This window comes from Streptomyces coerulescens (assembly GCF_042657965.1).
Lineage (GTDB): Bacteria > Actinomycetota > Actinomycetes > Streptomycetales > Streptomycetaceae > Streptomyces > Streptomyces coerulescens.
In genome coordinates this window covers 22,553-48,026 of the sequence record NZ_JBHSKM010000004.1, presented here as the reverse complement: position 1 = coordinate 48,026, position 25,474 = coordinate 22,553, and the positions used below count along the sequence as shown (strand labels likewise).

General features: G+C 69.3%; 17 protein-coding genes and 6 tRNA genes. 10 read left to right on the top strand and 13 right to left on the bottom strand.

The window, feature by feature from the left end:
* Positions 1-59 precede the first annotated feature (59 nt).
* On the top strand, positions 60-902 hold the full coding sequence (locus tag ACFPQ9_RS08545; protein WP_380849199.1) for a DUF8083 family protein: 843 nt from the start codon (positions 60-62) through the stop codon (positions 900-902).
* A 579-nt stretch (positions 903-1,481) separates the two neighbouring features.
* Positions 1,482-1,688 carry a developmental transcriptional regulator BldC gene (gene bldC / locus ACFPQ9_RS08540; protein ID WP_003949541.1) on the top strand — a complete coding sequence of 69 codons (207 nt, stop codon included), beginning with the start codon at positions 1,482-1,484 and terminating at the stop codon, positions 1,686-1,688.
* Positions 1,689-2,226: 538 nt separating this feature from the next.
* On the opposite strand, the gene ACFPQ9_RS08535 is transcribed toward bldC, so the two are convergent.
* From ACFPQ9_RS08535 to ACFPQ9_RS08505, 7 genes are all read right to left on the bottom strand, one after another.
* Complete coding sequence (locus tag ACFPQ9_RS08535; protein WP_380849196.1) at positions 2,227-2,421, bottom strand: DUF6274 family protein; 195 nt, start codon at positions 2,419-2,421, stop codon at positions 2,227-2,229.
* A gap of 594 nt (positions 2,422-3,015) precedes the next feature.
* A tRNA-Asp gene (locus ACFPQ9_RS08530) sits at positions 3,016-3,090 on the bottom strand.
* A gap of 94 nt (positions 3,091-3,184) precedes the next feature.
* On the bottom strand, positions 3,185-7,129 hold the full coding sequence (gene hrpA / locus ACFPQ9_RS08525; RefSeq protein WP_380849193.1) for an ATP-dependent RNA helicase HrpA: 3,945 nt from the start codon (positions 7,127-7,129) through the stop codon (positions 3,185-3,187).
* 126 nt (positions 7,130-7,255) lie between these two features.
* A tRNA-Phe gene (locus tag ACFPQ9_RS08520) sits at positions 7,256-7,329 on the bottom strand.
* A gap of 22 nt (positions 7,330-7,351) precedes the next feature.
* A tRNA-Asp gene (locus tag ACFPQ9_RS08515) sits at positions 7,352-7,429 on the bottom strand.
* Positions 7,430-7,466: 37 nt separating this feature from the next.
* Positions 7,467-7,539: transfer RNA gene (locus ACFPQ9_RS08510), tRNA-Glu, on the bottom strand.
* An 80-nt stretch (positions 7,540-7,619) separates the two neighbouring features.
* Positions 7,620-9,191: a metallophosphoesterase family protein gene (locus tag ACFPQ9_RS08505; RefSeq protein ID WP_380849190.1), complete on the bottom strand. Its 1,572-nt coding sequence runs from the start codon at positions 9,189-9,191 to the stop codon at positions 7,620-7,622.
* Between the two features lie 85 nt (positions 9,192-9,276).
* Here ACFPQ9_RS08505 and ACFPQ9_RS08500 point away from each other — a divergent pair, with 85 nt between their 5' ends.
* The 6 genes from ACFPQ9_RS08500 (at position 9,277) to ACFPQ9_RS08475 (ending at position 17,662) form a co-directional block, all read left to right on the top strand.
* A complete protein-coding gene (locus ACFPQ9_RS08500) occupies positions 9,277-9,627 on the top strand; it encodes a metallopeptidase family protein (RefSeq protein WP_194044223.1) in 351 nt (116 codons plus the stop codon).
* A 102-nt stretch (positions 9,628-9,729) separates the two neighbouring features.
* Positions 9,730-10,269: a hypothetical protein gene (locus ACFPQ9_RS08495; RefSeq protein ID WP_380849186.1), complete on the top strand. Its 540-nt coding sequence runs from the start codon at positions 9,730-9,732 to the stop codon at positions 10,267-10,269.
* A gap of 246 nt (positions 10,270-10,515) precedes the next feature.
* On the top strand, positions 10,516-12,513 hold the full coding sequence (locus ACFPQ9_RS08490) for a DEAD/DEAH box helicase (RefSeq protein ID WP_380849183.1): 1,998 nt from the start codon (positions 10,516-10,518) through the stop codon (positions 12,511-12,513).
* 214 nt (positions 12,514-12,727) lie between these two features.
* On the top strand, positions 12,728-15,856 hold the full coding sequence (locus ACFPQ9_RS08485) for an FG-GAP repeat domain-containing protein (RefSeq protein ID WP_380849180.1): 3,129 nt from the start codon (positions 12,728-12,730) through the stop codon (positions 15,854-15,856).
* Positions 15,857-15,904: 48 nt separating this feature from the next.
* Positions 15,905-17,470: an amino acid permease gene (locus tag ACFPQ9_RS08480; RefSeq protein ID WP_380849177.1), complete on the top strand. Its 1,566-nt coding sequence runs from the start codon at positions 15,905-15,907 to the stop codon at positions 17,468-17,470.
* Between the two features lie 119 nt (positions 17,471-17,589).
* A tRNA-Lys gene (locus tag ACFPQ9_RS08475) sits at positions 17,590-17,662 on the top strand.
* A 289-nt stretch (positions 17,663-17,951) separates the two neighbouring features.
* On the opposite strand, the gene ACFPQ9_RS08470 is transcribed toward ACFPQ9_RS08475, so the two are convergent.
* From ACFPQ9_RS08470 to ACFPQ9_RS08445, 6 genes are all read right to left on the bottom strand, one after another.
* The gene (locus tag ACFPQ9_RS08470) at positions 17,952-18,278 is read right to left on the bottom strand and encodes a plasmid stabilization protein (protein ID WP_380849174.1); all 327 of its coding nucleotides are present in this window, start codon (positions 18,276-18,278) and stop codon (positions 17,952-17,954) included.
* Positions 18,279-18,363: 85 nt separating this feature from the next.
* Positions 18,364-18,552, bottom strand: coding sequence for a hypothetical protein (locus tag ACFPQ9_RS08465; RefSeq protein WP_380849171.1), 189 nt, complete (start codon positions 18,550-18,552; stop codon positions 18,364-18,366).
* A gap of 197 nt (positions 18,553-18,749) precedes the next feature.
* Positions 18,750-21,377 carry an NB-ARC domain-containing protein gene (locus tag ACFPQ9_RS08460; RefSeq protein ID WP_380849168.1) on the bottom strand — a complete coding sequence of 876 codons (2,628 nt, stop codon included), beginning with the start codon at positions 21,375-21,377 and terminating at the stop codon, positions 18,750-18,752.
* Positions 21,378-21,497: 120 nt separating this feature from the next.
* Positions 21,498-22,541 carry a GAF domain-containing protein gene (locus tag ACFPQ9_RS08455; protein WP_380849165.1) on the bottom strand — a complete coding sequence of 348 codons (1,044 nt, stop codon included), beginning with the start codon at positions 22,539-22,541 and terminating at the stop codon, positions 21,498-21,500.
* Between the two features lie 98 nt (positions 22,542-22,639).
* Entirely contained in the window at positions 22,640-23,281 is a 642-nt protein-coding gene (locus tag ACFPQ9_RS08450; RefSeq protein WP_380849162.1) for a GTP cyclohydrolase II, read from the bottom strand.
* A gap of 158 nt (positions 23,282-23,439) precedes the next feature.
* Positions 23,440-23,955: a MarR family winged helix-turn-helix transcriptional regulator gene (locus ACFPQ9_RS08445; RefSeq protein ID WP_380849159.1), complete on the bottom strand. Its 516-nt coding sequence runs from the start codon at positions 23,953-23,955 to the stop codon at positions 23,440-23,442.
* Between the two features lie 67 nt (positions 23,956-24,022).
* Between ACFPQ9_RS08445 and ACFPQ9_RS08440 the strand changes: the two genes are divergently transcribed.
* Together ACFPQ9_RS08440 and ACFPQ9_RS08435 are read left to right on the top strand one after the other, a co-directional pair.
* Positions 24,023-25,156, top strand: a complete 1,134-nt coding sequence (locus ACFPQ9_RS08440; protein WP_380849156.1) for a dihydrofolate reductase family protein — start codon at positions 24,023-24,025, stop codon at positions 25,154-25,156.
* A 74-nt stretch (positions 25,157-25,230) separates the two neighbouring features.
* Positions 25,231-25,304, top strand: a tRNA-Met gene (locus ACFPQ9_RS08435).
* Positions 25,305-25,474: the final 170 nt, after the last annotated feature.

Sequence of the window (25,474 nt, the reverse complement as noted above, 5' to 3'; positions counted from 1 at the left end):
GCGCATTTGTCAGCGGGTTTCGCAGGTTTCCCTGGCAGAGGGCGGGGGAGGGAGCAGGCGTGCCCAAGGTGTCCTCGGTGATCGTCCCGTACGCGACGTATCTGCGGGTCTATGAACCGCTGGCGGCCTTCCCGGAGCCGGAGCGCGGCCACTGGGCGCGTTACGCCCGCCGCCCCGACCGTCCCTCGTACCAGGACGAACTGCGCCGTTCCCTGGCGGACTTGCTGCCCACCCCGCCCGTCCCGGTGCCGGTGCACGAGAGCGGCGACGCCTTCGTGCTGGAGATCGACGGCGTGCTGTGCGTGTGCCCGTGGCGCACCCGGCTGCGCGGCTGGCAGGCGCTCGGGGAGCTGGGCGACGAGCTGCCGAGGCCCGTCCTGGACGCGGTGCTGCCCGAGTTCGTACGGCGGCAGGCGGCCCAGGACTACGAGCGCTGGCTGGCCCGCAACCCGGACGCCCGGCCATGGATCCGCACCTCGACCTGGCAGATCCCGCTGCACTGGTTCGTGCTGGTCTCGGACGAGGAGCGCCGGTTCGACAAGGGCTCGGGCGAGATTCCCCCCACGCTGCGCTACCGGACGCCGATGGTGCAGGCGCGCCGCCGGGTGGCGCGGGCCCTGCGGACGCTGAAGGACACGATCGACGAAGGACCGCTCATCGACGGCCTGGTGGACGTCGGGCGCTGGCTGGAGGAGTTCCATCCCCGCTCGCTGGTCGAGTTGGACTACGGCGGTCTGGTGCACACCCTCCCGGCCGGCGAGCTGGAGGACGACCACTCGGCGGCCGATGTGGCCGACGGCATCGAGGCGCTGCGGCAGGGCGACGGGGCGGGGGCCGGGGAGGCCTACGCACGGCTCGTGGAGCGATGGCGGTCGGTGCGGGACCGGCGCTCGGCCAACTGAGCCGCCGTCGGAGTGACCTGGAGCACAGCATGCGGTGTGATCTGACGCACTGTGTGAAGTAACGAACTGGCGTTTGACGGGACGCCCGTTTTGGGGTTTCGTGCTCGTTCTGAGGTCCTTGATGCCTCGTCAACAAGGGACGTAGGTCCCGATCCGGGCGCATGCATCAAGGGTGTGTCAACGGCCGCAAGCGTGACGGAATGCACGTACGCGGCTCTTGCGTCCCTAACCCCCCCTCGTGCCAAAATAGGACAAGGAGTCCGGGGAGGACTCCATCTCGACATTGCACGCTTTGGGGGGTCTTGAGACTCCTGCACGCCACTGTGACTGATCGTCACAGTGGCGTGACTGTCCGCTATGGCATGGTCCATCGGCATCCGTCGCTGATGACTACCTGGGAGGGCAATTCCATCGGTTTGGCCGACGCGGCTGGACAGATGGTGTAGTTGTAGTGCCGAGGACAAGCCGTTCGTCCTATAACCGACTCGACTCGCGTCCGCCATTTCGGGCAACGCGGGTCAAGGTGCAGAATTTAGAGGAAAGAACCGAGAAGGTTCGGTTCTCCCGAGGAGGCCGCTCATGACCGCTCGCACCCCTGATGCCGAGCCGCTGCTGACCCCGGCTGAGGTCGCCACGATGTTCCGCGTCGACCCCAAGACGGTCACGCGGTGGGCGAAGGCCGGGAAGCTTACTTCCATCCGTACGCTCGGCGGTCACCGCCGTTACCGCGAGGCTGAGGTCCGCGCTCTGCTCGCGGGTATCCCGCAGCAGCGCAGCGAGGCCTGAACAGCTGCATAGCCGGGCAAAACGGCGGTTCCCCCAACTCGCCGCAGCGCCCGGACCCTAGCTCCAAGCGACGCGGGTCCTGCCCCAACAGAGCCCACGCCCCAGCCAACAGAGCACTTCAGGCACGCAACAAGGGTGCGTCGTAGATCGCGCTGGACTCCGCCGAGTCCAGCGCGATCTTTTTTGTGCGCGGAGTGTGCGCCGGCCGGTGATCCTGTGAGTGGCCTTGTCGGAGTCTGGGGAGGGCTGTCGGATCTCCTGCGCGCTCACTCTGAGTGTTCGCCGTGTGTGAGCTGTGTGCGCGCCCGGAGCGAGGCGGGTGAGTGCCGGAGAAGGCCCGAAACCAGCGTGGATGCTGGTGCAATTGCACATATTAAATTGACCAGTTGTAGGAGGGGTGTAAGACCTACCCCCGAGGAAACTTATACGGTGACACCCGTCACATGCCACGGTGCTTGTTGCCTCTGGCCTATGTGCGCTAAAGGGAGACGCATGCTCCAGCGGCCAACGGCCGGACGGGAGTTGACGTGGCCCACGGTCATGCCGTGGACGGCGCCTCATCCTCGGTGACCTCGTACGGAACCGGCTGGTAGGCCCGCGTACCCGAGTCCATCGCGAGCCGCAGCAGCCGGTGGCAGATCGGGCAGTGCCGTGTGAGATGTCGATAGGAGGCAGCGGCCGACAGATGCGCGCGGAGCAGCGCCCGCGTCTCGTGCCTCGCCGTTGCCGCCATATGCCACCTCCAGGGGCCACGCGGGAAAGGGCCCTGATTTCTGGGTACCCAGTGAATGTGACGCCGTCAAGGTGGCATGCACCCAACCCGAGCTCTCGGTGGAGCGGCGGCAGGCGCGGCGTGGCATGCGGAAGGGCCCCGCATCCCTGGTCGGACGGACTTCGCTGGCGGCGGTCCTGACGGGATTTGCTGTACCCGATTGCGGCTGCGCCGCGGGCGCGGCCTCCGCCTTGGCAGGGTGGCGGGCGGTGGTGCGGCGGGATGCCGAAGGGCCCGCACCCTCTGTGGGATGCGGGCCCTTCTTCTTCACTGCGGTCCTGACGGGATTTGCTGTACCCGATTGCGGCTGCGCCGCGGGCGCGGCCTCCGCCTTGGCAGGGTGGCGGGCGGTGGAGCGGCGGGATGCCGAAGTGCCCGCACCCTCTGTGGGATGCGGGCCCTTCTCCTTCACTGCGGTCCTGACGGGATTTGCTGTACCCGATTGCGGCTGCGCCGCGGGCGCGGCCTCCGCCTTGGCAGGGTGGCGGGCGGTGGAGCGGCGGGATGCCGAAGGGCCCGCACCCTCTGTGGGATGCGGGCCCTTCTCCTTCACTGCGGTCCTGACGGGATTTGAACCCGCGGCCTCCACCTTGACAGGGTGGCGAGCACTCCAAACTGCTCCACAGGACCAGGTTTCGCTGCGCTATTCGTGCGTTGCGCTGCGAGAAGAGACTGTACAGGAGGGTGCGCCCGTTGGGCGAACTCACCCAGCGTGCACAGTCCGTCACGGAGCCAGCGCGTCGATCGTCTTCACGATCCGCTTGTCCGAGATCGGGTACGCGGTGCCAAGCGCGTGGGCGAAATAGCTGACTCGGAGCTCCTCCAGCATCCAGCGCACATCCAGCACCTGCTGCGGCACCGGACGCCCCTGCGGCATCTGCTCCAGCAGCCAGGCGTACTCGTCCCGCATCTCATGGACCTTCTCCATGCGCGTCGTGTCCCGCTGGACGTTCGTCGGCATCTGCTGCAGCCGACGGTCCACCGCGATCAGGTAGCGCATCAGATCGGGCAGCCGGCGCAGCCCCGCCTCCGTCACGAAACCGGGCTGCACAAGGCCGTCCAGCTGCCCCCGCACATCCGTGAGGTTCGCCAGCAGCGCGGGGCTGCGTACCGCCTTCAGACGACGCTCGGCGGCCTGCCACGCCGCCAGCACCTGCTGCACCTGGCCCACCGCACGGACCGTCGTGTCGACGATCTCGGCACGCACCTTCTCGTACAGCTTCCGGTACGACTCCTCGTCCCACGCCGGCCCCCCGAAGTCCCCGATCAACTTGTCCGCCGCCGCCAACGCGCAGTCGTCGAACAAGGCCTGGACCGACCCATGGGGATTCGCGGACAGGGCGAGCTTCTGGGCGTTCGTCAGGTGATCGCTCGCGTACTTCGCCGGACTGACCGGGATGTTGCGCACGATCAGCCGACGCGTGCCCTTCCACATCGCCTGCGCCTGCTCCGCCTCCGTGTCGAACAGACGCACCGACACCGTGTCACCGTCGTCCACCAGCGCCGGATACGCCTTCACCGGCTGACCCGCGCGACGGGTCTCGAACACACGGGTGAGCGAGCCGATGCTCCAGTCGGTCAGACCCTCGCGCTCCAGGGACTCCCCGCCCTCACGGGAGGCGGTGGCCGCCGCGGCCTGGGAGAGGGCCTTGCGCGCCTTCGGCTTCAGGCGGAGCTTCAGCGCCTCCAGGTCCTTGTCCTCCGCCAGCTTGCGGCGCCGCTCGTCGACGATGCGGAAGGTGACGCGCAAATGATCCGGGACCTTCGACAGATCGAAATCGTCGGCGGTGAAAGGCACACCCACCATGCGCTTCAGCTCACGCGCCATGGTCACCGTCAGCGGCTCCTGCAAGGGCACCGCGGAGTCCAGGAACCGCTTGGCGAAGTTCGGCGCCGGCACGTAGTTGCGGCGGATCGGCTTCGGCAGGGACCGGATCAGCTCCGTCACCAACTCCTCCCGCAGACCCGGGATCTGCCAGTCGAAGCCCTCGTCCGTGACCTGGTTGAGAACCTGCAGCGGGACGTGCACCGTCACACCGTCCGCGTCCGCACCCGGCTCGAACTGGTACGTCACCCGGAACTTGAGCTGCCCCTGCCGCCACGAGTCGGGATAGTCGGCCTTGGTGACCGCCTCCGCCGACTCCCGGATGAGCATCTCCCGCTCGAAATCCAGGAACTCCGGCTCCTCGTGCCGCTTGCGCTTCCACCACGAGTCGAAGTGGGCACCGGAGACGACATGCTCGGGCACCCGGGCATCGTAGAAGTCGAACAGCGTCTCGTCATCGACGACGATGTCCCGGCGCCGCGCCCGGTGCTCCAGCTCCTCGACCTCGCTCAGCAGCTTGCGATTGTCGGCGAAGAACTTGTGGTGCGTGCGCCAGTCCCCCTCGACCAGGGCGTTGCGGATGAACAGCTCGCGGCTGACCTCCTGGTCGATCCGGCCGTAGTTGACCTTGCGCTGGGCGACGATCGGGACGCCGTACAGCGTGACCTTCTCGTACGCCATCACCGCCGCCTGGTCCTTCTCCCAGTGCGGCTCGGAGTACGTCCGCTTCAGCAGATGCCCGGCCAGCGGCTCGACCCACTCGGGCTCGATCTTCGCGTTGACACGGGCCCACAGACGGGAGGTCTCCACCAGCTCCGCCGACATCACGAAACGCGGCGGTTTCTTGAACAGGGCCGAACCGGGGAAGACCGCGAACTTGGCGTTCCGGGCCCCGAGGTACTCGTTCTTCGCGCCGTCCTTCACGTCCTTCATCCCGACGTGGGAGAGAAGGCCCGCGAGAAGAGAGACATGCACGCGATCGGAGGGAGCGTCGTCCTCGTTCAGATGGATGCCCATCTGCTTGGCGACCGTACGCAACTGCGTATAGATGTCCTGCCATTCGCGAATGCGCAGGAAGTTCAGATACTCCTGCTTGCACATCCGCCGGAACGACGACGACCCCCGCTCGCGCTGCTGCTCCCGCACATAGCGCCACAGATTCAGATACGCGAGGAAGTCACTCGTCTCGTCCTTGAAACGTGCGTGCTGCTGGTCGGCCTGCGCCTGCTTGTCCGCCGGCCGCTCACGCGGGTCCTGGATGGACAGCGCCGCCGCTATGACCATGACCTCACGGACACAGCCGTTCCGGTCGGCCTCCAGCACCATACGGGCCAACCGCGGGTCCACCGGCAGCTGCGCCAGCTTGCGACCCGTCTGCGTGAGCCGCTTGCGTACGTCCTTCTCCGCCGGGTCGATCGCACCGAGCTCCTGCAGGAGCTGCACGCCGTCACGGATGTTGCGGTGGTCCGGCGGATCGATGAACGGGAACTTCTCGATGTCACCGAGCCCGGCCGCGGTCATCTGCAGGATGACGGAGGCGAGGTTCGTCCGGAGGATCTCCGCATCGGTGAACTCGGGGCGGGCGACGAAGTCGTCCTCGCTGTACAGCCGGATGCAGACACCGTCACTCGTACGCCCACAGCGGCCCTTGCGCTGATTGGCGCTGGCCTGGGAAACCGGCTCGATCGGGAGCCGCTGCACCTTCGTGCGATGGCTGTACCGGCTGATCCGGGCGAAACCGGGGTCGATGACGTACTTGATCCCGGGCACCGTGAGGGAGGTCTCGGCGACATTGGTGGCCAGAACGATCCTGCGACCCGTGTGCTGCTGGAAGACGCGATGCTGCTCGGCATGCGAGAGACGGGCGTACAGCGGAAGGATCTCCGTGAACCGGTACTGCTTCTTCGTCAGCGCATCAGCCGTGTCCCGGATCTCCCGCTCACCCGAGAGAAAGACGAGGATGTCGCCCTTCCCCTCCCCCATCAGCTCCTCGACCGCATCCGTGATCGCGGTGATCTGATCCCGGTCGGAGTCCTCCGAGTCCTCTTCGAGCAGAGGCCGATAACGCACCTCCACGGGATACGTCCGCCCGCTCACCTCGACGATCGGGGCATCGCCGAAGTGCCGCGAGAAGCGCTCGGGGTCGATCGTCGCCGAGGTGATGACGACCTTGAGGTCCGGCCGCTTCGGCAGCAGCTGCGCCAGATACCCGAGCAGGAAGTCGATATTGAGCGACCGCTCGTGCGCCTCGTCGATGATGATCGTGTCGTAGGCGCGCAGCTCGCGGTCGGTCTGGATCTCGGCGAGCAGGATGCCGTCGGTCATCAACTTGATGAAGGTGGCGTCCGGGTTCACCTGATCGGTGAACCGCACCTTCCAGCCCACGGCCTCACCGAGCGGCGTGTCCAGCTCCTCGGCCACCCGCTCGGCAACGGTACGAGCGGCGATACGCCGGGGCTGCGTATGCCCGATCATCCCCCGCACGCCGCGCCCGAGCTCCAGGCAGATCTTCGGGATCTGCGTCGTCTTGCCGGAACCGGTCTCACCGGCGACGATCACGACCTGGTGATCGCGGATGGCGGCCGCGATCTCGTCCTTCTTCTGGCTGACCGGCAACTGCTCCGGATACGTGACCGCCGGCAGACGGGTGCGCCGGGCGGCGATACGCTCCTCGCCCTTGGCGACCTCCGCCTCGATCTCCGCGAGCACAGCGGCCCGCGCCTCCGGCTTACGGATCTTGCGAGCACCTTCGAGCCGCCGACCGAGCCGGTGCGCATCGCGCAACGACAGCTCGTTCAGGCGGGGGGCCAGATGGCCGAGGGCGGGGGCGGGCTGCGTAGACATACGGACCCCAGGATCTCATCCCCCCGAAATCCATGGCGAACGCTTTTGCTCCGGCCCGCTCGAACCGACCGGGAACGGCCGCACACGAGAGAACCCCCGTCGATCACTCGACGGGGGTTCTGTCTGTGGCTGGGGCCGGGGTCGAACCGGCGACCTTCCGCTTTTCAGGCGGACGCTCGTACCAACTGAGCTACCCAGCCATCAAGGCCTTGTACAAAGCCTTGGCGGTCCTGACGGGATTTGAACCCGCGGCCTCCACCTTGACAGGGTGGCGAGCACTCCAAACTGCTCCACAGGACCTTGCGTTGCGTACGACAGTGTCGCACACCGTACTGCGTGCCCCCAACGGGATTCGAACCCGTGCTACCGCCTTGAAAGGGCGGCGTCCTAGGCCGCTAGACGATGAGGGCTATCGGCCCGCCTGGGCGCCTCTCAGCGCGTCGGGGACGTGAGAAGCATATGGGATGGCGGGAGGTATCGCCAAAACGGTTTACGGGGAGGGGCTGGGGGACGAGCCCGTCGGGCTCGGGGAGTCCGTCGCGCCCGGCTGGTTCTCCTCCACCAGGTGGCGTCGTACTTCCGCGGTGGTCAGGCCCAGGCCGCCCAGTTCGATCTCGTCCCAGGCCTGGAGGCGGCGGGTCTGGCGGTCGAAGTAGAGGACCGAGGTCTGGATGGGGTCGGGATGCTTGCCCTCGACCGCGCGCAGGCCGCTGCCGCCGGTGGAGCCCTCCAGGCGCAGCCGGGTGCCGTACCGCATGACCTCCATTTCCTGGTGGTGGAGGTGGCCGGCCAGGGCCAGTGGGACCTCGCCGTCGGTCTGGCGGGCGGCGGCCGGTTCGTGGGCGACGGCGACGTCGACGGGGGTGCCGGCGGTCTGCTGGTCGCGCAGGGCGGTGGCGAGGCGGGCGCCCGCGAGTTCGTTGGCGGCGTCGCCGCCGGCGATCTGGGAGCGGTCGGGGGTGAACTGGGGGTCGCCGATGCCGGCGAAGCGCAGGCCGGCGATGGTGCGTGCTGTGCCGTCGTCGAGGACGTGGACGTTCTTGAGGTTTTCGAGGTAGCGCTGGGTGAGGTGGGAGTCGTGGTTGCCGCGGACCCAGACGTAGGGGGCGCCGAGGTCCTCGATGGGGTCGAGGAAGCCGTTCTCGGCGGCTGTGCCGTGGTCCATGGTGTCGCCGGAGTCGACGATCACGTTGACCTTGTACTGGTTCACCAGTGAGGCGATGATCTTCCAGCTCGCCGGGTTGAGGTGGATGTCGGAGACGTGCAGGACGCGGATGGTGGACGGGTCGGGTGCGTAGGCGGGGAGGGTGGAGGTGGCGTCGTAGAGCTTGGTCACGTTGGTGACCAGGCGGGCCAATTCCTTTTGGTAGACGTCGAATTCGGTGACGATGCTGCGTGCGTTGCCGACCAGGGACGGGGCGGAGGACAGGAGTCCGGAGAATTTCGGTTCCAGGACCGACTCCGGGTTCCAGGTGGCGTAGGCGGTGCCGCCGGAGGCGGCCAGGAGGGTGAGGGCCATGCCGCCCGCGGCGAGGGCGCGGCGGGGGCGGCGGTAGACGGCGAGGCCGAGGGCGGCGGCGCCGGTGACGACGGCGACGCAGCTGCGGATGGCGAGGTCGCGGGTGCCGTGGGCGACGTCCTGGGCGACTTCCTCCTGGAGGCCGGAGAGCCGTTCGGGGTGGTCGACGAGGGCTTGGGCGCGTTCGGGGTCGAGCTGGTCGACGTTGACGTCCAGTCGTACGGGTGCGATGTGGCTGTCGAGCTGGAGGGCGCCGAGGGGGGAGACGTTGATCTTTGTGCCGCCTGTGATGGACGGGCGTAGCGTCATTGTCGTGTTCATGGGGCCGACGGGGACGCGTACGTTGCCGACGATGAGCAGGCCGAGCCAGGCGCCCAGGAGGACGACGGTGACCAGGCCCAGGGCGCGTGTCCAGGGGTGGGGCTGGGTGACGAGTTCCAGGGTGGGCAGCGGGCGGCGGGTCGAGTGGCGGCGGGCGAGGGCGCGCGGGGCCCTGGGGACGTGGCCGAGGGCCTTCATGACTGCGGCGGGGACGCGGGCCATTGGTCCCGTATGCCCAAGTGCGCGGGTGGGTATGCGGGGCTGTTGGCGGCTCCTTCCGGGGTGGGTCGTACCCGACAATGGGCGTGTGCTGGAGATGACGCGCGAGGAGTTCGAGGAACTGGTCGCCGAGGCGCTGGACCGGATTCCGCCGGAGCTGACGCGGCTGATGGACAACGTCGCGGTGTTCGTCGAGGACGAACCGCCCGCGGACGATCCGGAGCTGCTCGGGTTGTACGAGGGGACGCCGCTGACCGATCGCGGGGAGTGGTATGCCGGGGTGCTGCCGGATCGGATCACGATCTATCGGGGGCCGACGCTGCGGATGTGTGGGTCGCGGGAGGAGGTCGTCGAGGAGACCGAGGTGACGGTGGTGCATGAGATCGCGCATCACTTCGGGATCGACGACGAGCGGTTGCACGCACTCGGTTACGGGTGAGCGCGGACGGGCCGTGGGGCCGTGTCGCGGGGCGCGTGTCCTCTTGTGGGCGGCGGGAGTTGGGCAGGTTGACTTCTTCGCCCGCCACTGGAGGTGGCCCCCGTGCGCCCTTTGTCCGTACCTGTCCGTCTGGCCGCCACGGTGGTGGCCGTCGCCGCTGCCGCCGGCTGTATGAGTGTCGGCGACGACGACGGCGGTGGGAGCGCGAAGCCGTCGCATTCCGCGGGGCAGCGTGGTGGTGAGGCGCCGGACGGGGGTTCGGCCGTGTCGGGGGGTGGGTCCGGGTATGGCGCGCACGGTGACGACGGCAAGCCGGACAAGGCGAAGGGCAAGGGGAAGGGCAGGAAGAAGGCCGGGGAGTCGGCGTCGCCCTCGGCTTCGCCGTCGGCGGAGGTGAGTGTGTCGGCTCCGGTGGGCGGGGGCAGGCCGCCGAAGCCGGGGCAGTCCGAGAAGCCGGGTCCGACGCGGACGGTCGAGCCGACGCCGACCCGTACGGTGGAACCGGAGCCGACGCCGACCCAGGAGCCGACGACGGTCACGCCGACGCCCACGCAGGCGGAGCCTTCGTCGTCGGCGCACGAGGAGACGGGGCCGCAGTTGGGGCAGCGGGAGCCGGCGCCGGCCGCGGGGGCGCCGGCGTGAGGTTCGGGGGCGGGCGGCGTGGTCGGGAGTGACGTTGCCTACACCGGCCTTGGTCGGTTTGCCTCGGGGGGCTGGGGGTGCGTATGGTGGTAGATCGTTTGATCCCATTTGCCCGGCGCCAACGCAGAGCGCGCCGTGTGGCGCGTACTCTCCCTTGCCGTGGCGGACCGCATTGAGGCGGTCGTAATGCGAATCACGGAGTTGACGGGCGCGTGCCGACGAGACTCCGGAAGGTTTCGCTTACGCATGTCCATTTCCAGTACTGATCACGTCGTCGTGCCCGAGAACGGCGAGAACAACGACGAGACGACCGCCCCCGAGATCACCTTCGCGGACCTCGGTCTGCCCGAGGGCGTCGTGCGCAAGCTCGCGCAGAACGGCGTGACGGTCCCCTTCCCGATCCAGGCCGCGACCATTCCGGACGCCCTGGCCGGCAAGGACATCCTGGGGCGCGGTCGCACGGGCTCCGGCAAGACGTTGTCGTTCGGTCTGCCGACGCTGGCCCGTCTGTCCGGCGGCCGTACGGAGAAGCACAAGCCGCGCGCCGTCATCCTCACCCCGACCCGTGAGCTCGCGATGCAGGTCGCGGACGCGCTCCAGCCCTACGGCGACCAGCTCGGCCTGAAGATGAAGGTCGTGTGCGGCGGTACGTCCATGGGGAACCAGATCTACGCCCTGGAGCGGGGTGTGGATGTGCTGGTGGCGACCCCGGGCCGGCTGCGCGACATCATCAACCGCGGTGCCTGCTCGCTCGAGGACGTCGAGGTCGCCGTGCTCGACGAGGCCGACCAGATGTCCGACCTGGGCTTCCTGCCCGAGGTCACCGAGCTGCTTGACCAGGTTCCGGCGGGCGGTCAGCGGATGCTGTTCTCGGCCACGATGGAGAACGAGATCTCCACGCTGGTCAAGCGCTACCTGGTCAACCCGGTCTCGCACGAGGTCGACGCCGCCCAGGGCGCGGTGACGACCATGTCGCACCACATCCTGATCGTGAAGCCCAAGGACAAGGCACCGGTCACTGCCGCGATCGCCTCCCGCAAGGGCCGCACCATCATCTTCGTGCGCACTCAGCTGGGCGCCGACCGTGTCGCCGAGCAGCTGCGCGACGCCGGTGCGAAGGCGGACGCGCTGCACGGCGGTATGACGCAGGGCGCCAGGACGCGGACCCTCGCGGACTTCAAGGACGGCTACGTCAACGTCCTCGTCGCGACCGACGTCGCCGCGCGCGGTATCCACGTCGACGGCATCGACCTCGTCCTGAACGTGGACCCGGCCGGCGACCACAAGGACTATCTGCACCGGGCGGGCCGTACGGCTCGTGCGGGCCGTACCGGCACGGTCGTCTCGCTGTCCCTCCCGCACCAGCGCCGGCAGATCTTCCGGCTGATGGAGGACGCGGGCGTCGACGCCTCGCGCCACATCATCCAGGGCGGTGCCGCGTTCGACCCGGAGGTCGCCGAGATCACCGGCGCTCGTTCGATGACCGAGGTGCAGGCCGAGTCGGCCGGTAACGCCGCTCAGCAGGCCGAGCGCGAGGTCGCCCAGCTCACCAAGCAGCTGGAGCGGGCGCAGCGGCGTGCCGTGGAGCTGCGTGAGGAGTCCGACCGTCTTGTCGCCCGTGTGGCGCGCGAGCGGGGCGAGGACCCGGAGGCCGCGGTGGCCGAGGCGCAGGCCGCGGCGGTCGAGGCCGCCGAGGTGGCCGTGCCCGAGCAGCCGGTGGCGCAGGACGTCGACCGGGCCGAGGCTCCGGCGCCGTACGAGCGTCGTGAGCGTCGGGACAACGACCGTGGTGGCTTCCGTCGTGATGACCGTCGCGATGACCGGGGTGGGCGTTCGTTCGACCGTGACCGTGGTGGGTTCAACCGTGACCGTGGTGGCGAGCGCGGGTTCGAGCGTCGCGACAACGACCGTGGTGGCTTCCGTCGTGACGACCGCCGTGACGACCGTGGCGGCCGTTCGTTCGACCGTGACCGTGGTGGGCGTTCCTTCGAGCGTCGCGACAACGACCGTGGCGGCTTCCGCCGTGACGACCGTCCGGCCGGCCGTTCCTTCGAGCGTCGTGACGAGCGTGGCGGTCACCGGGGCAGCGACCGTCCCTTCAACCGCGACCGTCGTGACGACCGTCCGGGCTTCCGGTCCGGTGGCCACGACCGCCCGTACGGCCGTCGTGACGACCACCGCGGCACCGGCGGCTCGTCCTTCGGGCGCCGCGACGACAAGCCGCGCTGGAAGCGCAACGGCTGACGTCCGCCGGTAAGGCACCGAGCGCCGGGCCCCCATCTCTTCGAGTGGGGGCCCGGCGCTTTCTCGTGTGCAGGTCCGGTTGGAAACGCTCTCCTGACAGCTGTGAAGGAGCTGTAAGATCAGCCGACTTATGAGGGGGATGCGACGGCCTGGGGGCCGGGGGCATCTGAGAACAGTGCGCCGCTCCCTCTCCCGTGTTCAGGGGAGGACCGCCTTGGCCCGCCATGTCTTCGTACGTCGTTGGAGAGCGAGACGCGCGGCCGTCGCCGTGGCCGCGTCCGCCGCGCTCGCGGGTGGGCTGAGCCCCCTGCTGCCGGTCGCGTCGGCGGCGGAGGTGCCCCAGGAGACGGTCGTACCGTCGACCTTGCGGACCACCAATCTGGGGGCGGCGCTCCACTTCGCCGACACCACGACCGGTGCGAACGGGGCCGGCGCCGAGGGTGTCTTCCACCGGCTGGAGGGCAGCTCCCGGCTGCTGTGGACGCAGTACGCCGATGGCAGGACCTTCGAGGCACCGATACCGACCGGCTCGGCGAGTATGTCGGGCACGGGCACCGATGTCCTCGCCTACCGTACTTCGGACGGCCGGATCGACTTCTGGAACGCGGCGGACGGCAGCACTCGCACCTTCCAGCTGCCCACGGGCCACACCGTGCTGACCATCTACGGCAGCACGGTCGTCACCGCCGCCAACGTCACGAACGCCGACGGCACGGTCACGCGGGTCGTCCACCTCCTGGACGTACGCGAGGACGGCGCCGTCGCCGACACGCAGGTCGGCGGGGCGCCGACGGGCATGACGCTGGGGCAGCCGCGTGGCGCCGATGCCAAGGGCCTGATCTTCAACGCGACGCTCGACGGCACAGCCCGCCTGGTCGCCGTCGACCGCGCCACGGGCCGCGTGCAGAACTGGACCCAGCCGCTGCCCTCCCTGGCCTATGGCTACGTCAAGCTCTCGCCGGACCATGTCGCCGTCTACAGCAGGGCGTTGAACACCAAGGTGCTGGTGGTGCCCCGCGCCGACCTTTCGGCCGCCCCGGTGGAGGTGGGTCTCGCCGGAAGCCCCAGCGCCAACTACGTCGACGACCTGGCCGTCGTCGGCGACTGGCTCGTACACCAGCCGACCGGCAGCGTCCAGATCACGGCCAAGCCGATCGCGGGCGGTGCAGAGGTGACCCTGCTCACCTCGTCGCGCAGTGAGGTCACGGCCGTGTCGGACGGTGCCGCCGTCGCCATCGGCCGTACCGCCGCCGCCGACGACTGGGGCATCCAGCGCATCCACGCCGACGAGTCCGGCAAGCCGGTCGTCACGCAGGTCAAGGCGCTCCCCAGGCCGCCGGCGCCGATCCAGGGCATCTCCCTGGAGCAGGGCCGTCTGGTCGTCACCGACACCGGCGGCAGCACGCAGCGCAACGACTATCTGCGGACCGTCGCCGCCACCGGCGCCCCCACCTTCGGCGAGCGCTCCGAGTTCACGCCGACCTCCGCCGGGGTGATCGCCCCCTGCCCGGCGACCGACGTGGCCTGCTCCCAGATCTTCGGTACGGCCGACGGGCGGATCGCCTGGATGGAATACGGCTCTGAGACCGACCTGCTGCGCGTCAACGGCCCTACCGGTGCCGGCCTGTGGCAGCGGAGTGTGCCCATCGACGGCCGCATCCTCGATGTGTCGGGGCGGTACGTCCTCTACGCGACGCCCAGCAACAGGTACGTCTACAAGATCGGTGACCAGGCGGAGCCGTACGCCACGCGGGGCCCCGCGGCCCTGTCCGGCGACACCCTGTGGACGGCGGGCGCGAATCCCGGCACGGTCACCGCGTACAACCTGACGACGAAGAGGACCACCGAGACGGTGGCGCTCGACTCGGGCTGCGCACCGACCGAACTCCAGGCGCTCGGGCGGTACTTGTACTGGACGTGCGGTGGTGACAAGGCCGGGGTCCACGACCGTACGGCGAAGAGGTCCGTGGCCGTGCCGACGGGTGAGGCCAAGCTCGGGGACGGGTTCGTCGTCACGCACGACCGGCAGGCGGGGAAGCTGACGCTCACCACGGTCGCCGACGGGAGGGCCGCGAGCCGGGTCATCGGCGATCTGCCCGACACCGGGGTCTTCTCGCAGCGGGACGTGCGCTGGACGGTCGACGAGGCCGGCGCGAACGCGGCCTACGTGGACGACCAGGAGAGGGTGCATCTCGTCCCGTCCGGGGTCGCGCAGCAGCCGCTCCGTCTGCTGGGTCCCGCGCAGAACACCGCGACCGTCATGGCCCGCACGAGCGACACCGTGCCGGACACCCTCACCACCGTGCTGCTTTCCAAGCCCTCCTCCGGCTGGGACCTGACCGTGCGCAACCGCGCGACCGGCAAGGTCTACACCGACGGTGTGGACGGAACGGCGGCGCGCGGCGAGTTGGCCGTCGGTTGGCACGGCGCCGACCCCACGAGGACCGGGGACGCCTTCGTGCCGAACGGCTCCTACGACTGGACCCTGACCGTCACCCCGGCTGACGGCGTCGGCGCCCCGCTCCAGGTGCGCGGCACCGTCCGGCTCGTGAGGGGCGATGCGGTCCGCCGGGACCACGTCGGCGCGGCGGGCCGGCCGGACGGCGTCGGCGACCTGCTCACCCTCAACTCCTCCGGCGCGCTGACCTTCCAGCAGGGCACCGGCACGGGCACCTTCTCCGGGAAGGTCTCGGGCAGCGGCTGGTCGACCAAGGCGGTCGCTGTGCCGTTCGGGGACCTGGACGGCGACCGGTGCAATGACGTGCTGGTGCGGATGAGCGACGGTTCGCTGCGCGGCTATCGGGTCAAGTGCGGTCTGGCGCCGACGACTTCGATGCCGTACACCAAGCTCGGTACCGGCTGGAACGCCTACGACGTGCTCACCTCGCCCGGTGATCTGACCCGCGACGGGCGGCCCGATCTGGTGGCGCGCAAGGCGTCGACGGGGGATGTGTACCTTTTCGCGGCGAAGAGCGACGGGACGCTCGCTGCGGGGAAGAAGATCCGTTCGGCGTGGACCGGTTACACGAAGATCGTGGGCGCCGGGGACCTGAACGGCGACGGTCACGGGGACGTTCTCGCCCGCGACAGGGCCGGGACGCTGTGGCGCTACAACGGCCTCGGCAACGGGCTGTTGAAGGACCGGGTGAAGGTCTTCGCGAACTGGGGCACGGGCTACAACGTCATCGTCGGTACCGGGGACATCACCGGGGACGGCAGGGCCGACCTCGTCTCGCGGGACGGCGGCGGCGCTGTGTGGCGCAACAGCGGTGACGGCAAGGGGTCGTTCGGATCCCGGGTGAAGATCGCGAGCGGGTGGCAGGGCTACAAGGGCATCTTTTAGCCATGTTGTGACGCATGTCACGTCCCCGGTGAGGGAATCGCTGGGGACATGACAGATGACGCCATAGCGAGTGGGCTGTCGGACGGAAAGCTCTCGGATGCGGGGCTCTCCGACGAAGAACGGCTGGCCCAGCTCGGCTACACGCAGGTTCTCGCCCGCCGCATGTCGGCGTTCTCCAACTACGCGGTCTCCTTCACCATCATCTCGGTCCTGTCGGGCTGCCTGACGCTGTATCTGTTCGGGATGAACACCGGCGGCCCGGCGGTGATCACCTGGGGCTGGGTGGCGGTCGGCCTGATGACGCTGTTCGTGGGGCTGTCGATGGCCGAGATCTGCTCGGCGTACCCGACCTCCGCCGGGCTGTACTTCTGGGCGCACCGGCTGGCCCCGCCGCGCACGGCCGCCGCGTGGGCGTGGTTCACGGGCTGGTTCAACGTGCTGGGCCAGGTGGCCGTCACCGCCGGCATCGACTTCGGGGCGGCGTCCTTCCTCGGCGCCTATCTGAATCTCCAGTTCGGCTTCGAGGTGACACCGGGCCGCACGATCCTGCTCTTCGCGGGGATCCTGGTGCTGCACGGCCTCCTCAACACCTTCGGCGTGCGGATCGTCGCGCTGCTCAACAGCATCAGCGTGTGGTGGCATGTGCTCGGCGTCGCGGTGATCGTCGGAGCGCTGGCCTTCGTGCCGGACCGGCACCAGTCCGCGTCCTTCGTCTTCGGCGAGTTCGTGAACAACACGGGCTGGGGCAGCGGGGTCTACGTGGTCCTGCTGGGGCTTCTGATGGCCCAGTACACCTTCACCGGCTACGACGCCTCGGCCCACATGACGGAGGAGACGCACGACGCGTCCACGGCCGGCCCGAAGGGCATCGTGCGGTCGATCTGGACGTCGTGGATAGCGGGTTTCGTGCTGCTGCTGGGCTTCACCTTCGCGATCCAGTCGTACGAGGGCGCCCGCACCTCCCCGACGGGCGCGCCGCCCGCGCAGATCCTGCTCGACGCACTCGGCGCGACGGCGGGCAAGCTGCTCCTGCTGGTCGTCGTCGGGGCCCAGCTGTTCTGCGGGATGGCGTCCGTGACGGCCAACAGCCGTATGATCTACGCCTTTTCACGCGACGGCGCCCTGCCCTTCTCGCACCTCTGGCACACCGTCAGCCCGCGCACCCGGACACCGGTCGCGGCGGTGTGGCTGGCGGCGGGCGGGGCGCTGGTGCTCGGCCTGCCGTATCTGATCAATGTGACGGCGTACGCGGCGGTGACGTCGATCGCGGTCATCGGCCTGTACATCGCCTACGTCATCCCGACGCTGCTGCGGGTGCGCAAGGGGGACGCGTTCGAGCGGGGGCCGTGGCATCTGGGCCGCTGGTCCGGGCTCGTGGGGGTGGTGGCGGTGGCCTGGGTCGGCGTGATCACGGTGCTGTTCATGCTGCCGCAGGTCTCGCCGGTGACCTGGGAGACCTTCAACTACGCCCCGATCGCCGTCCTGGTCGTCCTCGGCTTCGCCTCGGCCTGGTGGCTGGCCTCGGCCCGGCACTGGTTCCTCAACCCCGAGCACGAGCGGAACATCGCGCGGGCGGCGGGTCGGGTGGGGGAGCCCGAACTGGTGGATCCGTAGCACTTCGGTGCGCGAGGGCTCATTCCGACACCCCGTGCCACCGCCGACGCGGCCGTGACCCCAATACCCGATCGGAGACACGGCCACGTCGGGCTATGCTCGGGGAGGCAACATCGTCCGGGCCCTTAGCTCAATTGGCAGAGCAGTGGACTTTTAATCCATTGGTTGTGGGTTCGAGTCCCACAGGGCCTACCGGTGCGGGGGAGGGGAAACCCCTTCTGACCTGCTACGCAGCGCCTGAGTCGGCTTCGGTCGAGTCGGGCGCTGCTTCGCTTTCGAGCCACTGGGTGAGCGGTGGGTGAACCTCGCCGAGGCTGCCCGGCTGCAACCGCGCGATGGCCCGGCGGCTCATCCGTTAGCCGCACCGACGGATGCCGGGGGCCGCTCCATTTCTTCGACACGGCGGACCCTGCCCCCGGCGTCCGAAATGGCCGCCCTGCGCCCCCACCCGGACCGGGCCGGCAGACGTGACACCCGCGCGTCAGCGGCCGAGAGCGTTCTCCAACTGCTTCTTGGTCATCGAGGAGCGTCCTTGGATGTTCCGTTTCTTGGCCTCGTTGTACAGCTGATCCTTGGTCGGGCCCTCAGAGCCGCTGTGCGAGCGCTGCCCGCCCCGTTGGGACGCCGACTTCCGGTCGCGGGTCGAGGATTTACTCGCTGACTTCGACTCGCCCGACCTGGCCCGCTCCTTGTTCACCGTCCGCGAGGCGATCTCCTTCGCCCGCTTTGTCGATTCACCGCGGTCCTCGGCACTCTTCTTGATGTGTTCGTACTGGCGCTCACGCTTGGAGCTCGATCCGGCCGGCATGACGCCTCTCCTTTCTCATACGGACTGTGGTGCGGCGCCTTCCTCGGACCTCACCACGAAGCGATGGGCAGCAGGGCGGCTCGGCTCACGGGTGCTCGGTCTGCTGGTCCGGCGGTACCCCTCCGCCTTCGCCGCCGCCCTTGTCACCCTTGTCGGTGCCGTGGGCACGGCCGCCCTTCTCCTGGGCCTGCCGGGCCTTGAGTTCGGCGCTGTCCTGCGGTGTCGCACCGCCCTTGTCACTGCGGCGCTGTTCTGGTTGCTGTGGGTTGGACATCTGCGGGCACCCCGCTCGCGTCGGAGTTCGTTCGGAGCAACCGAGTTCCCCGGGGAGGTCACCCGAAGCATGGGCCCGCAGGCACCGCCGCAGCTCTTCGCCGTACGGCTGACACGTCGTACAGCGCGGTGGCCCCGTGCGACACGGCAGCGACGCCCATCGTGGTGAGCACCAGGGGATTGGCGCGGGCGAGCGTGTCAGACGAGCAGCTCGAACAGGTACACGCCATGGCGGCCCACCGCCGCGAGAGTTCGGCTGTCCGGCCCCCATGAACACGCGGTCAGGGGCCCTTCGGTGCGCACCAGGGCCACGGTGTGGTGCCCGGCGGCGTCCCAGATCCGCACGGTGCGGTCACGGCCGACCGTGGCGAGCCACGCTCCGTCCGGTGCGACAGCCACCGCCGTCACACGCTCGGTGTGGCCGGTCAGGGTGGCACGGCAGGCCCTGGACGCCAGATCCCAGAGCCGCACGGAGCGGTCCTCGGACGCGGTGGCGAGCCAGGATCCGTCAGGTGCCACAGCTGCCGCCGTCAGACGCTTGGTGTGACCTGCCAGGCCGGGAAGGCGTGAGCCCGACGCCGAGTCCCATATCCGCAAGGAGCGGTCCTTGCTGGAAGTCGCCAACCACGTGCCATCCGGTGCGATGGCCATCAGATGGACCGGATCGGTGGGGTCGGTGAGGACGGCGGTGCACGTCCGGGACGCCACGTCCCACATCCGCACCGATCCGTCGTGACTGGCGGTGGCGAGCAGCGCCCCATCCGTCGTGATCGCCACTGAATGCACTGCCCTGGTGTGGCCGGCAAGCACCGCGACGCAGGTTCCGGACGTCAAGTCCCAGATGCGCGCCGTGCGGTCATCACCGGTGGTGGCGAGCCGTGTTCCGTCAGGCGTGACCGCGACCGACCGCAGTTGCCGGGTGTGACCGGTGAGCGTGGCGGTACGGGTTCTTGAGGCCGCGTCCCAGATGCGCACCGATCCGTTGTAACCACCGGTGGCCAGCCGCGCCCCGTCCGGCAGGACGGTCAGCAGCCAGAAGGCCCTGCCGTAGCCGGAGAAGGCGCGCTGGACGACCGCGGAGGGGTGATCGGGTGGAGTCCATCGATTGGTCAGGAGCGGATGCCGGGAAGCATCACGCGCACGTGCGGTGACCTGATCGCCCCAGAATTGGGTGGGCTGGAGGCGGCTGTAGAGGACACCGGCCAGCGCCCGCGCGGGATCCGTGGGCATGAGGAGGTGGGCCGCCTGGGCGAGGCTGAGCGCTGCCGCACGGGCCCGAGGAGTGTCGATGAGGGTGAGATCACTCCAAGGCGCGGTGGGTCCGCGCTGCGTCAGCCGGGTTTCGACCCAGCGTAGATCGCCTGCCACGGCTTCCGCCCGGGCGGTGAGGTTCGCCGCGAGCAAGTGCTCTATGAGGTGGTCGAGCAGGTAGCCCTCTTGAAGGCGCCACCAGGCGCTTCCGGGATCGGCGGCAGTCGGCGCAAGTGGCACGGCGGCGGGCAGTGTCGCGGCGACTGCGCTCACCAGACGCGCATGCAGGGCAGTGAGTGGAGCTGCGCCGAGACGGCCGCGCAAGTAGTCACGGATGACGTCGTGCAGGCGGATGCGGCCGCCTTCATCAGGTTTCAGCATCAGCAAGGACAGGCGTTCCATGGCGCGGCACAGAGCGCGTGACTGTCCTTCGGTGAGTCCACCTGTCTCACGCCACAGAAGTGCGACCAGGACGAGCGGGATGGCCTCATCCTCAGCGAAGACGGCGAGTTCGGCGAAACGGGCCGCACCGTCCGGGGGCAGCAGCGTGATCGCCGCCTCGATCGATGCCTGGACGGCTTGGCTGCGACGCTGGGGGTCGTCCAGGTCCCAGGCTCCTGCCGGTTCGTCCACCGCGGTGGGCCCCAACACGCGTAACTGCTGCAAGATCTGGGTCGCGGCGGCTGCGGGGGCAGCGCCCGTCGCCGTCTGCTCGGCGATCAGCCGGTTGGTCAGGTGCAGCAGGAGGGCCCACCGGCCTGTGGTCTCCAGGAGCGCGTCGATGATGTCCGCGGGAAGTGGCGGCAGTTGCCAGGCCAGCACCGCGCGGGCCTGGTCGGGAGACATCTCGTCGACCTTGATCGGTCGGGCGCCGTGCGGCAGCAGGTTGGGATTGCGGGTGGTGACCAGACGGACGCAGCGACGACCACCGCGCAGGAACGGGGTCAACTGCTCGTCCTCCCAGACATCGTCGAGCACCAGGAGAATACGAGGCCGCTGATCGAGCAGGCGGCCCAGGTGGTCGCCGGCCAGATTCGGATCGTCGAACTCGGTACTGTCCCCTGTGATGAACAGGGTCACCTCCGCGATCTTGGCCGCCACCGCCGCTCGGCCGCGGACATCCCGGCCGATGGTGACGGTGTAGATACGGGAGCGAAAGCGCCGTCGAACTCGCTTGTGCGCGCATACCGCGGTCGCCAGAGCCGTCTTGCCGAATCCTCCGGCGCCCCACAGTGACGTGGTGATTCCCACTGCGCGACGACCACGGCATACCGCCGCCACCGCGTCGAGGGTCTCCGAGCGGGCCACGAACCAACCGGGTACCTCCGCCGGTTGTGGAGGCGGAGGGTCGTCGCGGCCGGCGGAGGGGCGTCCCTGCTTCCATGTCATGACGCCGGCGACCGCTACGGACAGCACCACCAACACGGCGACCGACGGCCACGATTGCTGACGCAGACTGTCCAAGGGGCCAGGCCAGCGTTGCTCTGCGGTGGCCGCGTTGGCGGCCAGCGACAACAGGGCGGCCAGCACGAGGCTCGCAATGACGAGCGCCACCATCCCTATGCGTGCCCGCACTCCACACTCCCCGTGACAGCCTCGCAGCCAGGAGACACTACCTTTACTCCCGAGCCCGAACTGGTCGAATGCCGACACAAGCACAGGGGGTGCAGTAGGACAGCGAGGTCGGAACGGCCTCTACGCGGAGTCGACCGCCCGGTGTCGCCGCCCATCGAGGTCGGGCTGGATTTCCAAGGTGAAGGCCGCGTCCCGGTGGGTGCCTTCCCAACCGCGCCAGACGTGTATGTGGACGGGCCTCGCGGAGCCGGGGCGGTGGATGTTCCACTCGGCCCTCAGATCGCGGGCGACCAGGGTCGCGGCGTATTCGGCGTCGTGGTCGGGGCTGTCCGTGGTGATCCTTCCGCGCCACTGGTCGGGGTGGACACCGTAGGTGCGGCACCCGGCGGAGCCGTACGACTCGTCGACCCGGTACACCCACTGGGTCGAGCCGTTCGTGGATCCGGTCCGCCCGAGAAGCGGCAGGCGCTGATCGAGGGTGGTGCCGTTGTGGGGGAGGCCGGCCGGATGATCGTCGGCGCCGGGGCCGACCAGGTGTCGTGCGATGACTTCCCCTGCCAGTTGCCCGTAGAGCTCCATGATCCGGAGGTCCTGGTCGGACGGCCGGCCGGGCTGTGACGTGTGGGTCGAGATCATTCCCATCAGCCGCCCGGCGTGATCGACCAGCGGCGTGGACTGGACCGAGCGCACCCCGGAGATACGGAAGATCTCCTGGTGCGGTGTGAAGGCCTGGTCGTCGCGGACGTCGGCCGTGACCGCCTGCGTGCCTTGCCGGGCGGCCCGTCCGCAGACGGAGTGGTGGTCCCGGACCACCGCGAAGTGGTCGAGGAACTCGTGGCCGAAGCCGGACTGGGTGACCAGGACCAGTGAGTCGTCGCGAGGGTCCAGGAACTGGATGTTTCCGAATTCGGCGTCCACCAGCGCCATGGCCGCTCCGGCGACCCGTGGGAGCACGGCGGCCAGTTCGGGGACGTCTCGCAGTTCCTCGGCCGCGTCCTGCAGGGTCTTGAGGGCGGATGGCTCATCCAGGCTGAAGGCGACCCACGCGGCGAGCTGGTCGGCCGTGTGCGTGGCGGTCACTTTGTGCGCCGGTCGGGGCGGCGCGGAAGTGTAGGAGGCGGTCACATGCTCCAGCGGCCCGACGAGGTTGTGGGGATGATTCATGTCCACGACACCTCAATCCGGTACTTTTGCGACGATTCTATGCCTCTGCGGACACCCTGGACAGGGCGGCCGTGGGAAGCGGACGTCTACCGGTGCGCTCAGCCGGTGCTGAGTTCTGCCAGGTCGCCCAGCGGCAGGGTGTGCTGGGTCTGGAGGACCTTCGCGCGCAGGTAGCGGACATTGTCCGGGGTGGCGAAGACGCCGGTGGGGACCCGGTCCCGTACCTCGATGCCGAGGGCGCGCAACTGTTCCGCCTTGTCGGGGTTGTTGGAGAGCAGGTCCAGCTCGCCGATGCCGAGGGCGGTGAGCATCTGGGCGGCGGCCGTGTAGTCACGGGCGTCCTCGGGCAGGCCCAGGGCCGCGTTCGCCGCGTAGGTGTCCAGGCCCTGGTCCTGGAGGGCGTACGCGTCGAGCTTGTTGTAGAGCCCGATGCCGCGGCCCTCCTGGCGCAGGTACAGCAGGACGCCGCCGCGCTGCTCGATGCGCTCGACGGCCTCGCGCAGCTGAGGGCCGCAGTCGCAGCGCGCCGAGCCGAAGACGTCGCCGGTCAGGCACTCGGAGTGCAGGCGGACCAGCGGGGTGGTGCCGGGGGCCGGGTCACCGATGACGACGGCCACGTGCTCCAGGCCGTCGGTCAGGCCGTGGAAGGTGACGAGCTCGGCGTCGACGCGGTAGCCGTCCTGAAAGCGCAGCGGGACCCGGACACGGGCGCGCTGGGTGGCGGCGGTGAAGTCGGGCATGCGGGTTCTCCGGGTTCCGTACGAGGATCGTGGAGGGTCTGCTTCAGATTTGAAGCAGGACCTCGGTTCCGGACCCTACCCCATGCTTTAAATTTGAATCAACAGAAATTGTCCTACGGGCTCCAGGTCTCTGGGTCTCCCGGCCTCCGGGTCTCCGGTCACGAGCAGGGCTTGGCCGAACGTCGCCGCCAGGGCACGTCGTCCCCGGTGGCCGTCGCCGTGTCGCCCTGGAAGCCCTCGGTGACCTGCGTGAAGATCTCCTCCAGCTGCCCGACCTGCTCCGGGCTCAACCGGTCGAAGAGCACCGAGCGCACGGTCTCGACATGGCCCGGCGCCGCGCCCTCCAGGACCGTCATGCCCTCGTCGGTGAGCGCCGCGATGCTGCCCCGCTTGTCCCAGCGGCAGTTCTCGCGCCGCACCAGGCCGTCCTTCTCCAGCCGGGTGACGGCGTAGGTCAGCCGGCTGCGGGTGATCTTCAGCCGTTCCGCGAGATCGGTCATCCGAAGCCGCTGTTCCGGGGACTCGGACAGGGTGGACAGGATGGAGTAGTACATGTGCGGCATGCCGGCCTCCTGCTGGAGCTGCCGGTCCATGGCGTCCTCCATGAGGTGGACGGCACCGATGTACGCGCGCCAGGCGCGCTGCTCCTCGGGGGTGAGCCAGCGAGTCGTCATGCCACCAGTGTAGGTTTGTTTCAAACTTGAACCAAGATCGAGTCCGCCGAGCCGGAGAACTGCGCCGATGCCGTCGTACCCCTACGTCCTGCTGTCCGCCGCCGTCTCCCTGGACGGCTACCTCGACGACACCACCCCAGAGCGCCTGCTGCTGTCCGGGCCGGCCGACTTCGACCGGGTCGACGAGGTCCGCGCGTCCGTGGACGCCATCCTGATCGGCGCCGGCACGATCCGGGCGGACAACCCGCGGCTGCTGGTGAACTCGGCCGAGCGGCGGGCTGCGCGGACGGCTGCGGGCAAGCCGGAGTACCCGCTGAAGGTCACGGTCAGCGCGTCCGGCGAGCTGGACCCTGCGGCCAACTTCTGGCACACCGGCGGCGAGAAGGTCGTCTACACGACGGAGAAGGGCGCGGAGCGGCTGCGCCGGACGCCGGTCGCGGCGGACGTCGTCGCGCTGGGGCCGGAGCTGGACTGGCGGGCCCTGCTGGCGCATCTGCGCGAGGTGCGCGGCGTTGAGCGGCTGATGGTCGAGGGCGGCGGCACCATTCACACACAGCTGATGACACAGGGGCTGGCGGACGAGCTGCAGCTGGTGGTGGCCCCGCTGTTCGTGGGCGACCCCGAGGCGCCGCGGCTGTTCGGTCCCGGCGGCTATCAGGGCGGCCGGCTGCGGCTGCTGGAGTCGCGCCGCATCGAGGACGTCGTCCTGATGCGCTACGCGCCGACGGCGCCCGGCACCGGTACCCTCCCCGCCGCCGCGGACCGGCACTGGCTGGCGCTGGCGTGCGAGCTGGCGGAGCGGTGCCCGCCGTCGGAGACGGCCTTCAGTGTCGGCGCGGTGGTCGTCGCGGCCGACGGGACCGAGCTGGCGCGCGGGTACTCCAGGGAGGGCGGCGATCCGGTCGTGCACGCGGAGGAGGCGGCGCTGGCGAAAATCGCGGCCGGGGATCCGATGCTCGCCTCCGCCACGGTGTACAGCAGCCTGGAGCCGTGCACGCACCGCTCGTCCCGGCCCGTGCCCTGCGCGCGGCTGATCCTGGACGCGGGGGTCCGCCGGGTGGTGACGGCCTGGCGGGAGCCGGACACGTTCGTGACGGGGGCCGACGGGAGCGGGATGCTGGCGGCACGTGGCGTGGACGTCCTGGTGCTGCCGGAATACGCGGAGCGGGCCAAGGCGCCCAACGCCCACCTGCCGGCCTGAGCACCCGTCCGTGGCGGCGCCACGGAAAGCCGTGTGCTTCGCGTCCCGCGGATGGCGTACTATGGATTCACCGACGCGGGGTGGAGCAGCTCGGTAGCTCGCTGGGCTCATAACCCAGAGGTCGCAGGTTCAAATCCTGTCCCCGCTACTCAGGACTCAGGGCCGGAACTCAACAGTTCCGGCCCTGAGTGTTTTCCCGGGCGTCAGTGTTTTCCCCGGCGTCAGTGTCTTCCCGGCCCCGCCACCGAGGGTGACCGGTCGACCGCCCTCCGCATAACAACTGACATACCGTCAATACCTGTGTGACTGCTGAGCTCT

Excerpts from the sequence above, each read along its gene's own strand:
- bldC (WP_003949541.1), top strand. The coding sequence starts at position 1,482 with ATGACCGCTCGCACCCCTGATGCCGAGCCGCTGCTGACCCCGGCTGAG.
- ACFPQ9_RS08535 (WP_380849196.1), bottom strand. The coding sequence starts at position 2,421 with ATGGCGGCAACGGCGAGGCACGAGACGCGGGCGCTGCTCCGCGCGCAT.
- hrpA (WP_380849193.1), bottom strand. The coding sequence starts at position 7,129 with ATGTCTACGCAGCCCGCCCCCGCCCTCGGCCATCTGGCCCCCCGCCTG.
- ACFPQ9_RS08505 (WP_380849190.1), bottom strand. The coding sequence starts at position 9,191 with ATGGCCCGCGTCCCCGCCGCAGTCATGAAGGCCCTCGGCCACGTCCCC.
- ACFPQ9_RS08490 (WP_380849183.1), top strand. The coding sequence starts at position 10,516 with ATGTCCATTTCCAGTACTGATCACGTCGTCGTGCCCGAGAACGGCGAG.
- ACFPQ9_RS08480 (WP_380849177.1), top strand. The coding sequence starts at position 15,905 with ATGACAGATGACGCCATAGCGAGTGGGCTGTCGGACGGAAAGCTCTCG.
- ACFPQ9_RS08470 (WP_380849174.1), bottom strand. The coding sequence starts at position 18,278 with ATGCCGGCCGGATCGAGCTCCAAGCGTGAGCGCCAGTACGAACACATC.
- ACFPQ9_RS08465 (WP_380849171.1), bottom strand. The coding sequence starts at position 18,552 with ATGTCCAACCCACAGCAACCAGAACAGCGCCGCAGTGACAAGGGCGGT.
- ACFPQ9_RS08455 (WP_380849165.1), bottom strand. The coding sequence starts at position 22,541 with ATGAATCATCCCCACAACCTCGTCGGGCCGCTGGAGCATGTGACCGCC.
- ACFPQ9_RS08450 (WP_380849162.1), bottom strand. The coding sequence starts at position 23,281 with ATGCCCGACTTCACCGCCGCCACCCAGCGCGCCCGTGTCCGGGTCCCG.
- ACFPQ9_RS08445 (WP_380849159.1), bottom strand. The coding sequence starts at position 23,955 with ATGACGACTCGCTGGCTCACCCCCGAGGAGCAGCGCGCCTGGCGCGCG.
- ACFPQ9_RS08440 (WP_380849156.1), top strand. The coding sequence starts at position 24,023 with ATGCCGTCGTACCCCTACGTCCTGCTGTCCGCCGCCGTCTCCCTGGAC.